The 12650-nt window shown below is 56.3% G+C and carries 11 protein-coding genes; 4 read left to right on the top strand and 7 right to left on the bottom strand.

Annotated features, from left to right (window positions below; translation table 11 throughout):
- Nucleotides 1-8: 8 nt before the first annotated feature.
- Genes ACR6A7_RS03600 through ACR6A7_RS03575 form a run of 6 tightly spaced genes read right to left on the bottom strand, consistent with a single transcriptional unit; the run spans nt 9 to nt 6327 of the window.
- Nucleotides 9-866, bottom strand: a complete 858-nt coding sequence (locus ACR6A7_RS03600; protein ID WP_434123420.1) for a ribokinase — start codon at nt 864-866, stop codon at nt 9-11.
- Between the two features lie 2 nt (nt 867-868).
- Nucleotides 869-1726 (bottom strand): MurR/RpiR family transcriptional regulator, encoded by an 858-nt coding sequence (locus ACR6A7_RS03595; protein WP_434123419.1) that lies wholly within the window; start codon nt 1724-1726, stop codon nt 869-871.
- The gene (locus ACR6A7_RS03590; protein WP_434123418.1) at nt 1726-2697 is read right to left on the bottom strand and encodes an ABC transporter permease; all 972 of its coding nucleotides are present in this window, start codon (nt 2695-2697) and stop codon (nt 1726-1728) included. The genes ACR6A7_RS03595 and ACR6A7_RS03590 overlap by 1 nt, the downstream gene beginning before the upstream one ends.
- 36 nt (nt 2698-2733) lie before the next feature.
- Nucleotides 2734-4233, bottom strand: a complete 1500-nt coding sequence (locus ACR6A7_RS03585) for a sugar ABC transporter ATP-binding protein (protein ID WP_434123417.1) — start codon at nt 4231-4233, stop codon at nt 2734-2736.
- A 16-nt stretch (nt 4234-4249) separates the two neighbouring features.
- Nucleotides 4250-5290 carry a sugar ABC transporter substrate-binding protein gene (locus tag ACR6A7_RS03580; protein WP_286868116.1) on the bottom strand — a complete coding sequence of 347 codons (1041 nt, stop codon included), beginning with the start codon at nt 5288-5290 and terminating at the stop codon, nt 4250-4252.
- Nucleotides 5291-5346: 56 nt separating this feature from the next.
- The gene (locus ACR6A7_RS03575; RefSeq protein WP_434123416.1) at nt 5347-6327 is read right to left on the bottom strand and encodes a TIM barrel protein; all 981 of its coding nucleotides are present in this window, start codon (nt 6325-6327) and stop codon (nt 5347-5349) included.
- Between the two features lie 1057 nt (nt 6328-7384).
- Here ACR6A7_RS03575 and ACR6A7_RS03570 point away from each other — a divergent pair.
- The 4 genes from ACR6A7_RS03570 (at nt 7385) to gap (ending at nt 11687) form a co-directional block, all read left to right on the top strand.
- Nucleotides 7385-7546 (top strand): hypothetical protein, encoded by a 162-nt coding sequence (locus ACR6A7_RS03570; protein ID WP_434123415.1) that lies wholly within the window; start codon nt 7385-7387, stop codon nt 7544-7546.
- Nucleotides 7547-8142: 596 nt separating this feature from the next.
- Nucleotides 8143-10068: a methyl-accepting chemotaxis protein gene (locus tag ACR6A7_RS03565; protein ID WP_434123799.1), complete on the top strand. Its 1926-nt coding sequence runs from the start codon at nt 8143-8145 to the stop codon at nt 10066-10068.
- 88 nt (nt 10069-10156) lie between these two features.
- Nucleotides 10157-10492 (top strand): hypothetical protein, encoded by a 336-nt coding sequence (locus ACR6A7_RS03560; RefSeq protein ID WP_434123414.1) that lies wholly within the window; start codon nt 10157-10159, stop codon nt 10490-10492.
- A 193-nt stretch (nt 10493-10685) separates the two neighbouring features.
- The gene (gene gap, locus ACR6A7_RS03555) at nt 10686-11687 is read left to right on the top strand and encodes a type I glyceraldehyde-3-phosphate dehydrogenase (protein WP_434123413.1); all 1002 of its coding nucleotides are present in this window, start codon (nt 10686-10688) and stop codon (nt 11685-11687) included.
- 15 nt (nt 11688-11702) lie between these two features.
- On the opposite strand, the gene ACR6A7_RS03550 is transcribed toward gap, so the two are convergent.
- Nucleotides 11703-12590, bottom strand: coding sequence for a LysR family transcriptional regulator (locus ACR6A7_RS03550; protein WP_434123412.1), 888 nt, complete (start codon nt 12588-12590; stop codon nt 11703-11705).
- Nucleotides 12591-12650: the final 60 nt, after the last annotated feature.

The raw sequence follows: 12650 nt of genomic DNA, 5'->3' as shown, positions 1-12650 counted from the left end.
TGGGCGGATTAACTGGCCGAGACGTGCTTTGCCGCCGCCATGTTCGCCATGCGCACGGCGTCAGCGAGACTCTGCTGTGCCGCCAGCGCGCGACAGAGCACGCCGGTAAAACAGTCGCCAGCGCCATGAGTGCTGATCAGCCGAATCTTTTCTGCGGGCTGGCTGAGCGCCGACGCGCCCTGCTGGCAAAACGCGACGCCGTGTTCGCCAGCGGTCACCACCACCTGACGAAAACGTCGGGCAAGCGTCTCGGCGGCTACCATTGCTGAAGCGAGATCGCCTACCACGACGCCGCACATGTCGCGTGCCTCTACTGCGTTGACCACCAACAGATCGATACAGGCCTCCAGCGCGGGTTCCAGCGGCCGTGCGGGCGCCGCGTTGATGCAAACGGGAATGCCGCGCGCCTTCGCCGCCGCTGCCGCCAAAAGATTGGTTTCGGCGGCGATTTCATTCTGTAGGATCAGCATCGCGGCGTTGCGCCACAGCGGCTCGCTGCGCAACGCGTCCGGCGCGATATGCTGGTTGGCACCCGACACCACCACCGCGCCATAGTCGCCTTCCGCATCGCTGATCGCCACGCTCATACCAGATGCGATGCCGTCCGCCACCTGCACGTAGGCGATGTCGACGCCGCCCGCCTGCAGAGCGGAGAGCAGAAACCGGCCCGACTCGTCCGCGCCTACCGCGCCGACAAAATGCGTCTCTGCGCCAGCGCGTGAGGCCGCCAGCGCCTGATTACCGCCTTTGCCACCGAACTTATAGCGACAGGCGGTGCCCATAACCGTCTCGCCCTTTTCCGGGCGATGGGGCGCGTCCAGCATGATGTCGTAATGCAGACTGCCGACGACGACAATTTTACTCATGGTTAGAATTCCCGAAGATCCTGAACCGCATGCTGAGTCTTCATTAAATTCCGCTCCGCGCGCTTGAGGTCTTTTTTGGCAATTGCCACAAACAAGGCATCAAGAATATTAAGCTGCGCAATACGCGAAGCAGCGTTTTCCCCAAGCAGATGCGATCCCTGAGAGGTTGAATTAAGCACCACATGCGCGTTGCGCGCCACTGGCGACTCGGCGTAGTTGGTGATGGCAATGACCTTAGCGCCGTTGCGCGCTGCCAGTTTTACCGGGTCGTTCACGGCGCGCGTGGAGCCGGAATGGCTGATAGCGATAACAACGTCGTCGTCGGACAATACCGCTGCGGACATCAGCATGATATGGGCGTCGTCATAGGCGGTGGACTTGATGCCGATCTTCAGCATCTTGTGCGAGAGATCGCGCGCCACCGTCGCCGATCCGCCCACCGCATATAAATCGATATGGCGCGCCTTAAAAATAATATCCGCCGCGCGATTGAATTCAGAAATATCCAGAATCGACATCGTCTCTTCTATCGCCTGGATAGAGGTTCTGAATACCTTCGCGAGTAATTGTTCCGACGAGTCGTCTGGTTCGATTTCCGCGTGCAGACCGGCCACTTCAGATTCGTTGTAATAAATTAAACCGCTTCTGAAATCCCGGAATCCGGAGAAGTTAAGCTTTTTAGCGATCTTGACTACCATCGCCTCGGAAACATTATTCTCCAGCGCAATCTCTTTCAATGAGGTGCGCTCGCTAATGTCCGTGCGTGCAAGGATCGCCTCTACCACGCGCCGCTCAAGCGGCGTCAGCTGTGGAATGCGCATCCGGATTTGAGCGCCAATGGCTCGCGGATCTAGCTTCATTAATTGCCTCGGGTCGCTCTGTCGATCAACATCGCTATGATAATAATCAGACCGGTGGCAAGCAATTGATAAAAAGCCTGAATATTAAGCAGCGTCAGACCGTTACGTAGCGCGCCGAGAATTATGACGCCGATGAGCGTGCCAAAAATGCTGCCTTTTCCGCCCATCAGTGAAGCGCCGCCAATAGCCGCCGCCGCGATTGCGTCCAGCTCCCACAGGTTGCCGATGGTAGGCTCTGCTGCGCCCAGACGCCCAATCAGAATCAGCGCGGCCAGCGATGCCAGCACGCCGGAAATCACGTAGACCGTGACCTTGGTGCGCTTGACCGGCACGCCCGCAACGCGTGCTGCCTCTTCATTACCGCCGATAGCGAGAATATATTCACCCAGCGGCGTTTTATTCATGACTATCCACAGCGTGAGCGCGAGAAGCGCGACGATGACAATAGGTACAGGAATGCCGAACAGCGTGCTGTTAATCAGGCTGCGAAACGACAGCGGGATACCGAATACCGGGCTGCCGCCGGTGTAAATCAGTGCGATGGCGCGGAACAGCGACAGGCCGCCGAGCGTGACGATAAAAGGCTGAAGACCCGCGTAAGCGATAAGCGATCCGCTGAACAGGCCGCACAGCGCGCCGATGCCCAGCGTAGCGAGAATCGCCATTGGCACCGGCACGCCTGAGATCATGAGGGTGGCACCCAGCACCGCTGAGAGCGCCGCCGTTGGCCCGACCGAGAGATCAATACCGCCGGAAATAATCACCAGCGTCATGCCCAGTGCAATTAAGGCATTAATTGAAGACTGCTGCAGAATATTCAGCAGGTTCGGCAGGGTAAAAAATACCGGGGACAAAAAGGAGAAGGTGATAATTATTATCAGCAGTCCAATTAAGGTGCCTGCGTCGCGCAGATTAAACTTTAACAGCGACGACACGGGCGTCGTCGCGCGTTGGGTGGTTTGCGTCATCATAGTCAGGGCCTTTTTTTAACTCAGCAGGTGAAAAGGTTAAACGGATTCCAAATCGTTAATGGCGTAGCGGGCGATGTTCTCTTCTGTGATAGCGTCGTCGGTCAATTCCTTCGTAATTTTACCTTCGCGCATCACCAGCACACGGTCTGAGATACGGATAATTTCCGTCATTTCCGAGGACACCACGACGATCGCTTTACCAGCCTGTGCCAGTTTTTCAATCAGGTTATAAATTTCCGATTTGGCGCCGATATCGATGCCGCGCGTCGGCTCATCAAATAAAAAGACGTTGGCGTCTGCCGCGACCCAGCGACCGATAATGACTTTTTGCTGATTGCCGCCACTCAGGGTGCCGATGGTTTTTTCTATATCAAGCGGACGCAGTTTCAGATCGCTCATTACCTCTTGCGCCGCCTGGTTCAGTTTCTGCCTACTGACAATCCAGGCGCGGGTGAACTGGCGCAGTGAAGGCAGCGCCATATTCATCTTCACCGCACGCGCTTTAATGATGCCCTCTTTTTTGCGATCTTCTGGCACCAGGCCGATCCCGGCGCGGATCGCCGCGCTGACGTTGTGGTTGCGCACCGGCTGTCCGTTGACAAACACGCTACCGCTGCTGCGTTTGTCGAGGCCGGCAATTAGCTTCAGCAGCTCGGTGCGTCCCGCGCCGACCAGCCCGGCGATGCCCAGCACTTCGCCAGCCCGAACGCTAAAGCTGGCAGGCGATATTTCGCTGCCGCGCGCCAGATTCTCTACCCTTAATACTTCTCGCTCAGTTACCCAGGCGTTGTGGGCGAGCTTTTCGATTTTGCGTCCAACCATGCGCGCAACGATGCTCTCTTCGTTCTCGTCGCAGATATTCACTACGCCAACCTGGCGACCGTCCCGCATAATAGTGGCGCGATCGCAGACGCGAAAAATCTCATTCATCTTGTGAGAGACGTAAATCAGCGAGACGCCCATGGCTTTCAGGTCGGCGATCAGCTCGGCGAGGCGATCGAACTCACGCGGCGTCAGGCTTGAAGTCGGCTCATCCATCGCGATGATTTTCGCGTCATCCAGCAGCGCGCGCGCGATTTCAACAATCTGCTGCTGAGACACCTTAAGGCTTTTGATCGGCGCGGCGGGATCGATAGTGGGATCGAGCTGTTTAAGCAGCAGCGCCGCGCGCGCCAGCTGCGACTTCTTATCGACCCACAGGCCACCCGCCCGGGTTAGCGGCCGCCCGAGGAACATATTCTGCGCCACGGAGAGCTCCGGCACGTGCTGTAGCTCCTGATGAATCATGGCGATACCGGCCTGACGCGCGCTGAGCGGATTTTTCATCTGCACCGCCGCGCCATTGACGCTGATCTCGCCACTGTCCGCCGGCCGCACGCCGGAGAGGATATTCAGCAGCGTCGACTTGCCCGCGCCGTTCTCACCAATCAGCGCATGCACTTCACCCGGCTTCACGGAAAAGTCGACATTTTGTAAAGCGGCAGCGCTGCCATAGGTTTTGCTGATGCCACGCATCGTTAAGCGATACTCTTCCATATCCCCTCCGCCTGCATTACTGCTGGGTTAACAGCTGACGCAACTTGTCGTTGTCTTTGGTGGAAAATGCCTCGACGTTTTCTTTGGTGATCAGCGCCTGCGGCGTTGAAATTACGCGCGATAGCTTCTGCCCGTTGACAAGCCGCAGCATTACGTCCATCGCCACCTCGCCGGTCAGCACCGGGAAGCTGTCAACCGTGCCGGTCAGCTCGCCGCGCTTAATTGAGGCGTAGGCGTCGGAGATACCATCGGTACCAAAGATTTTGGTCTGATCGGCCTTGTTCAGTGAGCGCACCGCCTCTACCACGCCGAGCGCCATGGTGTCGTTGTTGGCATAGAAACCGATGAGATCGGGATGCTGCTGCAAAATGGTCGATGCGGCGTTAAACGCCTGTTCGCGGCTCCAGTTGGCAGGCACGCTGGCGACGATATTAAATTTACCGTTCGCCTGCAGCGTCTCTTTAAAACCGCGCGTGCGCTGGCCTGCGGCATAAACGCCAGGCTGACCTTCGATCACCGCCACTTTGCCGCCCTGCGGATAGTGTTGAATGAACCATTTGGCGACGCGTACGCCGTTATCTTTCTGCACGTTGCCAACGTAATAGCGCGCGTTCGGCATCACCGCGTCGTTAACGTTAACTACCGGAATATTCTTGCCGTTGGCGCTTTCCAGCGCTGGCTCAAGGTTGATATCGGTCTGCGGCGACACCAGCAGACCGTTAAACCCCTGCGAGATTAGCGTTTCTGCAATAGAGAGCTGGCCAAGCTGATCGTCTTCGTTAGCGGCGGCCTGATAGGCGACGGTAAAGCCATATTTTTTTGCCGCGTTCTGGTAGCCCTCGCCGAGAGAACGCCAGTACTCATTGGTCAGGGTTTTCGACACGCCGCCAATTTTCAGCTTACTGTCCACTTTAGGCAGCGCGCCATATTTGCTGTCGAGCTGGGTCCAGTCGGTGCGATCGGGTTCGGTGTCGGACTGCAGCGGCGCCAGTTCGGCGGCATACAGGCTGCTGCAGAACAGCGAAGAGGCGAGTACAGAGAGTAAGAGTTTTTTCATGTTATTATCCTGCGTTCTCGTAGTAGGGAGGTCCTGGTGCAAGCGTGCGTCAGCGGTTATCTGGCGAGCATAATGTCGTTGACGATCTGCTGAGAGGTGACCGCATCCTGACGGCCGATAGCGTCGAACAGCGCGGCGTTGTCGTTGAGCTGCTCACACAGTTTCAGCAGACGGGTGACCGTGGTGATATTGGTTTCGGCTTCACGCACTGGATCGAGTCCGCTGGCGTCCGGGAAGGTGTCGAAATAGTAGGCGCCCTGATAGCCGTCACGCTGCATCTGCCAGAGAAATTCCAGCGTGGCGCGCGGATTCACCGAGCCCGCCATCAGACCGTCGTCACGCTTGCCCCAGCCGTCATTGAGATCCAGTCCCAAAAGGCGAGAGCGACGCGCGACCATCGCTGCCGCATAGGCAGGAATCTCGTTGGCGAACAGCACGTGAGCGAAATCCAGCGTAATGCCGAGATTAGGGCTTCCGGCTTCCTCTACCGCCAGCAGGCAGGTCGTGACGTTAGGAAAGATGCTGAAGGCGCGCGGCTCGTTAGGCTTATATTCAATGCTGACGTCGATGTCCGGCGCATAGTCGGCGACTTCGCGCACCGCGCTTACCGCGTCTTCCCATATTTTTTTGTAATCGGCCTGGAAGCAGTAGTCGAAACCATCCTGCCCCATCCACAGCGTCATCAGGCTGGCGCCGAATTCGCGCCCAGCGTCGATGCCGCGCTTGGTTAATTCAATCGCCTCGCGGCGCACTGCGGCGTCAGGGTGGGTAAAGGCGCCGATTTTGAACTGCGGCGCATCCCAGCGCATTTGCATGCCGTTGACCGCTAACCCGGCGTCAGCGATTGCCCGACGCATCGACGGGATGTCCTGTGTAATATGCTGCGGGTAGTTCAGGTCAAGGTGCGTCAGGCCATTAACGGTTCCGGCACGAGCAATCATCTGCAGCACCGAGGGCTTGCCCTGTAAATTCGGCCAGTAGCGATGTGCGCCAGAGGCAAAGGAGTTCAGGCGTGTTGCGAATTTTAATTCCGACATGTGAGGTCCTTAACCATTTGTGAAGTACTTTCTTTTTTTACAAAATTTCGTGAAGTGGTATTTTTATACGCCTGCGATTTTTTTATACAAGAGGGGCGGCGGAACAAAAGTGTGTTTTGCGAGGGCGCTCACGAAAGTGCAGGCAGCGACTGGATAGGGCGGTGCGAGACGATACGACAAAAGGACAAAGAAAAGCCCGTACCAGGAGAGGCAGGAGTTTAAAAAAAGATAACTGATAACAAAGATGTGTTTATTCGCTTATTTTCGGTCGCCGATAATATTTGGGAGGCTTACATGAAAGGTTCCATGGTGAGGAAAAAAGATTCCGTTGAATAAGCGTCAAAAAATCATCCTTAATAGTCGATCATCAATCAGTAATTTTCTTAATGTTGAGGGCAAAGTAAAAAATCGCTTTTACTAAGGTTAAACAGATCTCAATCATTTATTGCGCAGTTTTTTCTGATGAGGGCCGACGACTAATTTTGCCGCCTGTTCGACCCGCTTCAACCACACGTTCACGGCAGCTTGTCACGTTGCCACTGCCCGGCTGAGCGCCTTTTCGCCCCGCCCCGCGCGCTCTTTCCGGGGTTTCCGTAACGTTGCCTGGACCACCGCGTCGTTGAAACATATTGCACCCCGCCCAGTGAAAACTCTTCAGAGACGAATAAATTATGAAATCAGTAGCGCAATATTTCAATAATGCGCAGCGGAGGCGGGATTTAATTCATGGAAAGGATTAATAGTCGGGTTAAATATGGCGTGTCTAATCTGTTCATAATAATTAGATTAAATGGCACTTCTGTACGCTTATCAATCGGCTGTACAGGATTTCTGAAACGTTACTTCGTGAAGGTAATCACAGAATAATTACCGCTTTTCCGGGGGGTTGCGCCTGAGTTGGCGTTAACCCCTGGTGCGTCTGGCAGACAAACCGCTGAGAAAAGCAGGGTGCTCTACACAACGATGGCGGCAGGTGTGCAATAAGCGCAGCGGGAGGTGCCAGTCGTCTATACTTGATATAACCGAAGCGAGAAACAGCAAGCAAGATGAGGTGACAATGAACGAAGAGGCCGAACGCCAGCTGTTTGAGCGCTGGATCCGCAGCGATGCGTTTTTTGAGGAGCGCTGGCTCAGACGAGACAGCTTCAGAGGCTATCGCTACCACCTTGTGGAAAATCGCTGGAAGGCGTGGCTCGCGCGCAGCAAACTGAGCCCGTAATTTCTTGCCGCGAAGCGGCACCGGCAGGTTAAACAGGTTTTCAGCCGAAAGCGCCACCTGTTTTCACCCTTTTTATTTCTGTAAAAACGGCGCTCTGTTAAGCAGTATGTTTAAAACATAAACGCCGCCCTGCAAAAAAACAATATTATGGCAAAGTAAATTTTTATTAATTGAGCCCGGCGGGCACAATTTTGTGATGTTTCTTTTTATCATTTTTGGCTGAAAATAAACGCTGGCGCCGGAGTATCGGCATGCGCGCGTTAAACTTTAGTTTTAAACACTAATAAAACCTTATCCTCCAGCCTGGCTTAATGAGGCACAAGTTGCGGGCAGGCAAAAAATCATAAGTCATTGTTTTTTATGTCAAATAACTGGTTTGGCTTAGTTGCATCATGCAATAAATATCGTCTGTATATTCAGTGGTAAATCACCGTTAGCAATCTATACTCCCTTTTCGCCACTTGTTTTGCCGTGCGTTTCTAAAAGAAGGCGTCGCAAAGTATTAGCAGTTCAGCCTGATTGCCGATTAAAAAATTAGCCCGGCTATTTTTTACTTATTACCCGTGTCCACAGTCAGACTTACCCGGATGGAAATGATGAAAAACCTGCTCGATAAAATTAACCTGCCCGTTAAATTTCTTATCCTCGGCTTATTCGCCCTGATTTTGTTTGTTTTACCGACAACGCTCTTTATTCAGAGCGGAAATCAGCTTATCGACGCCAAGCAGCGTGAGCTGATCGGCGTCCCGGTGGAAAAACAGATGCTAAAGCTGCTGAATCTGCTCCAGCGGCATCGCGCGGAAACCGCCATCGCTATTGCGCAGAAAAAGCCCGATAACCCGCCGCGCATGGCGCTGGTAGCCGAGATCAACAGCCTGTCTGAGACAATTCAGTCGGCGCTACGCCAGCAGGATGCCAGCGCGCAGCCGCTGCAGCGTCTTGATAAGATGACACAGGCGTGGACGCAGCTGCAGAGCAGCATCAACAGCGGCTCGCTCTCGTTCGCCGACAGCCTGACCGCGCATGCGCAACTTATCCAGATCATGCTGAGCGCCAATCTTGACGTGCTGGACTATTACGGCATGTCGCTTGATAGCGATTTGAATACCTATCAGCTGATCACCAGCATTTTTAACCGACTGCCGCAGCTCACTGAGACGCTGGGGCAGATCCGGGCGGCCGGCGCCTCCCTGCTGGGTTCTGGCACCCTCTCTGAAAGCGATTACAGCCGCATGTCTTTTCAGGTAGAGACGGGGAAAACGGCGCTGGAACAGTTTAATGGCAACCTGCAAAAGGCCTACGCTATTGAACCGGCGCTGACTGCAGATTTCAGCGCCGTCGCGCAGGAGGCGGAGCGCCAGGCGCTCGACGCCCTGCAGCTGGCCGAGCGCATTTTTGTCAGCAGAAGCGCTAGCGTCGCGCCGGTCGAATATGTCCAGACCTTTACTCACGCCATCAACCAGTTCAGCGCGCTCGGCGAGCAGAACAGCGACCGCCTGACGCAGATGCTGCAAAAGCAGATCGATACGCGTCGCCATGCGCAATTTATGCTGCTGGCTGGTCTGCTGGCGGTTGCGCTGGTGGCGATTCTCATGGCGCTGCTGATCAGCCGTTCGGTGACGCGTCCTCTGCAGGCGGCCGTTCGCCTCGCCAGCCAGGTGGCGGCTGGCGATCTGACCTCGACGCTGCACATTGGCGGCAGCAACGAAATGGCTGAGCTGCTGCACGCTCTGATGAAGATGCAGCAGCACCTTGCCCGTCTGGTTTCCGATATCAAAAGCCATGCGGCCACCATCGCGACCTCTTCCGAAGAGATAGCTCAGGGCAATGGCGATCTCTCTTCCCGCACTGAAGAGCAGGCCGCGTCGCTGGCGCAAACGGCAGCCAGCATGGAACAGCTGGCTTCAATTATTCAGCAGAACGCTGACAATACCCGCTACGCGTCGGATAAAGCGGTTTCCGCCACCCAGGCGGCCCTGATGAGCGGCGAGGCGATGGATTCGGTTATGGAGTCGATGCGCAAAATCCGCGGCAGCTCCGGTCAGATTGAAGAGATTACCTCAGTTATCGACAGCATCGCCTTTCAGACCAATATCCTGGCGCTCAACGCCGCGGTAGAAGCCGCCCGCGCCGGCGAGTCGGGCAAGGGCTTCGCGGTGGTCGCCACGGAGGTGCGCGCGCTGGCGCAGCGTTCGGCCAGCGCGGCGAAGGAGATCAAAAGCCTGATTGAGCAGTCGGTCGGCCAGGCGCAGGAAGGGATGAACATGGCGCAAAGCGCGGGCGAAAAAGTGAAGCAGAGCCTGAGCGCCATCGAACAGACCTCGCAGCTGATCCGTGATATCTCCGCGTCGTCGGCAGAGCAGAGCAGCGGCGTTTCGCAGGTGAATATCGCGGTTAATCAGATGGATCAGGTGACTCAGCAGAATGCGGTGCTGGTGGAGCAGTCGGCGGTTTCGGCGGACGATTTGGCTGAACGCGCTGGGCAACTGCGTCACATGGTCGCGGTATTCCGTACGATCTGAAGCTGCAGCAGCGCGTCAGCAAAACGGCAGAAAGATTTCTGCCGTTTTTGCGTAACGCAACCGGCTGTAACCGCTATGCTTATGGACCATGCCAGAAAGAGCAGAGGTAGGTTTGTATATAACAGAGGTCGATGTCGATCGTTATGCGCTTGAATTAAGACGCATTGCAGCAGGGTACCAGACAGGCGAAAAATTGCCGGATGTGAAAAAGAAGGTTGACGGGCTGATCGATACGCTTAAAACCGCGCTGACCAGCGACGCGCAGCAGCAGGTGCAAGCCTGGAGCGAGCTGGCGGATGCCTTGAGCTACTATATGAAAAACACCGCCGATCCCAACTGGACGACCATCATGGCCTACGCCAGACGAAAGGTGAACCGCAGTAAACAGAACGCCATGTTCAGACGTAAACGCTTCAAGGATTAAACCGCCTGCGGCGGTTTTTTTCTGCCTGCCGCGTTTCTCTTCGCGCCTCTTGCTGACAAATTCCGCAATCTTGCTCGGGCTATACTCTCCTGCTTCACCGCAGTGCAATGTTGTTATGCAGTAATGGTTTGATGCGCAGATTCACCCGCTATTTACCCTCAACACGCCGTGTTACCGGCATCGGGAGATCATTATGAAGAAGATTGGCATCAACGGTTTTGGACGGATTGGCCGTCTGGTTTTAAGACGTATTCTTGAGCAGCAGGAAGCGGTGGAGGTGGTGGCGATCAACGATCTCACCTCGCCCGAGATGCTCGCCTACCTGCTGAAGTATGACTCCAACTACGGCGCATTCCACGGCGATGTCAGCGTGGATGGCAACGCGCTGCGGGTCAACGGCAAGAGCATCACCGTTTTCGCCGAGAAAGAGGCGAAGAACATTCCGTGGGGATCGCTGGGCGTTGATGTGGTTATCGAATGCACCGGTTTCTATACCTCGGCGGAAAAAGCGCGGGCGCACCTGGACGCGGGGGCGGGCAAGGTGCTGATCTCTGCGCCGGCCGGCGAGATGAAAACCATCGTCTATAACGTCAACCACGACACCATCAGCGCGGAAGACAACATCATCTCCGTCGCCTCCTGCACCACCAACTGCCTGGCGCCGATGGCGAAAGCCCTGCACGACAATTTCGGCATCAAGGTCGGCACCATGACCACTATCCACGCCTACACCGGCACTCAGGCGCTGGTGGATGGGCCGCGCGGCAAAGATTTCCGCGCCTCGCGCGCCGCAGCGGAAAATATTATCCCGCACACCACCGGCGCGGCGAAGGCGATTGGGCTGGTGATCCCAGCGTTGACCGGCAAGCTGAAAGGGCATGCGCAGCGCGTGCCGACCAAAACCGGTTCGGTCACCGAGCTGGTGTCGATTCTGGACAAGAAGGTCACGGTCGATGAGATCAACGCGGCGCTGAAGCGCGCCTGCGAGAACAACGAATCTTTTAAATATACGGAAGATCAGATTGTCTCTACCGACGTGATCGGCGTGCCTTACGGCTCCATTTTCGATGCGACCCAGACGGAGATCAGCGAAGCGGGCGACCTGCAGCTGGTGAAAACCGTCTCCTGGTACGACAACGAATATGGCTTCGTGACCCAGCTGGTGCGCGTGCTGCACCTTTACGTCGCGCTGTAATCTCCGGCGGGCTGCTCAGCCCGCCTTATTTCCCAGCTGCGCCTGCAAAAAGTTCAGCAGCACGCGGTTCACCTCGCTGCGCTGACGATGCTGCGGATAGACCGCATTCAGGCAGAGCGGCGCGGGCTGATACGCCTCCAGCACGCTCACCAGTTCGCCGCGCTTTAGCGCTGGCTCGACGATAAATCCCGGCAGCAGCACCAGCCCCAGCCCGGCGATCGCCGCATCGCGCAGCACCTCGCCGTTATTGCTCAGCATTGGGCCCTGCACCGTCACGCTCTTGCTTTTGCCCGCCTGCTGGAGCTCCCAGCCGCTCAGGGCTTCCCGGCCGTAGCGCAGGCAGGCGTGCTGAGCGAGGTCGTCCGGCGTAGCGGGCGTGCCCGCGCGCGCGAGGTAAGCGGGGCTGGCGCAGATCAGACGACGCTGCTCGCCGAGGCGGCGCGCAATCAGGGTCGAATCCGCCAGCGCGCCGATGCGAATCGCCATATCGAATCCTTCGCCGATCATATCGACGTAGCGATCCGCCAGCTCAATGTGAAACTGCAGGGCGGGATGCTGCGCCAGAAACTGGGCGATAAGCGGCGAGAGGTGGCTCATGCCGAACGACATCGGCATGCTGATGCGGAAGGTGCCGTGCAGCGCCTGGCGTCGGGTCGACATCGCCTGCTCTGCTTCATGGATGTCGTCGAGAATGCGCTGCGCATGGGTCAGGAACAGCATGCCCGCTTCGGTCACCGAAAGCTTGCGCGTGTTGCGGATCAGCAGCTGCGCATCAAGCGATGCCTCCAGCGCGGCCATACGGCGGCTGACGTACTGCTTGGAGAGCATCAGCTGTTCCGCAGCGGCGGTGAAATTGCCTGCATGGATCACGGCAACGTAAATACGGAGATCTTCCGTCTGCATATTGTCCACTTATTTGTGACAGTGATTGCTGTTTCAGCCAGTTTTTGAGGATTTTAGTTT

It is taken from the genome of Pantoea phyllosphaerae (assembly GCF_051025595.1).
Classification (GTDB): Bacteria; Pseudomonadota; Gammaproteobacteria; order Enterobacterales; family Enterobacteriaceae; genus Pantoea.
The sequence above is the reverse complement of the archived record's forward strand: the minus strand, read 5'-3'. Positions and strand labels throughout refer to the sequence as shown.

Bases quoted from the DNA above. Each gene is read 5' to 3' on its own strand.
- ACR6A7_RS03560 (WP_434123414.1), top strand. From the start codon at position 10,157: ATGCCAGAAAGAGCAGAGGTAGGTTTGTATATAACAGAGGTCGATGTC.
- ACR6A7_RS03570 (WP_434123415.1), top strand. From the start codon at position 7,385: ATGAACGAAGAGGCCGAACGCCAGCTGTTTGAGCGCTGGATCCGCAGC.
- ACR6A7_RS03595 (WP_434123419.1), bottom strand. From the start codon at position 1,726: ATGAAGCTAGATCCGCGAGCCATTGGCGCTCAAATCCGGATGCGCATT.
- ACR6A7_RS03575 (WP_434123416.1), bottom strand. From the start codon at position 6,327: ATGTCGGAATTAAAATTCGCAACACGCCTGAACTCCTTTGCCTCTGGC.
- ACR6A7_RS03590 (WP_434123418.1), bottom strand. From the start codon at position 2,697: ATGATGACGCAAACCACCCAACGCGCGACGACGCCCGTGTCGTCGCTG.
- gap (WP_434123413.1), top strand. From the start codon at position 10,686: ATGAAGAAGATTGGCATCAACGGTTTTGGACGGATTGGCCGTCTGGTT.
- ACR6A7_RS03550 (WP_434123412.1), bottom strand. From the start codon at position 12,590: ATGCAGACGGAAGATCTCCGTATTTACGTTGCCGTGATCCATGCAGGC.
- ACR6A7_RS03580 (WP_286868116.1), bottom strand. From the start codon at position 5,290: ATGAAAAAACTCTTACTCTCTGTACTCGCCTCTTCGCTGTTCTGCAGC.
- ACR6A7_RS03565 (WP_434123799.1), top strand. From the start codon at position 8,143: ATGAAAAACCTGCTCGATAAAATTAACCTGCCCGTTAAATTTCTTATC.
- ACR6A7_RS03600 (WP_434123420.1), bottom strand. From the start codon at position 866: ATGAGTAAAATTGTCGTCGTCGGCAGTCTGCATTACGACATCATGCTG.
- ACR6A7_RS03585 (WP_434123417.1), bottom strand. From the start codon at position 4,233: ATGGAAGAGTATCGCTTAACGATGCGTGGCATCAGCAAAACCTATGGC.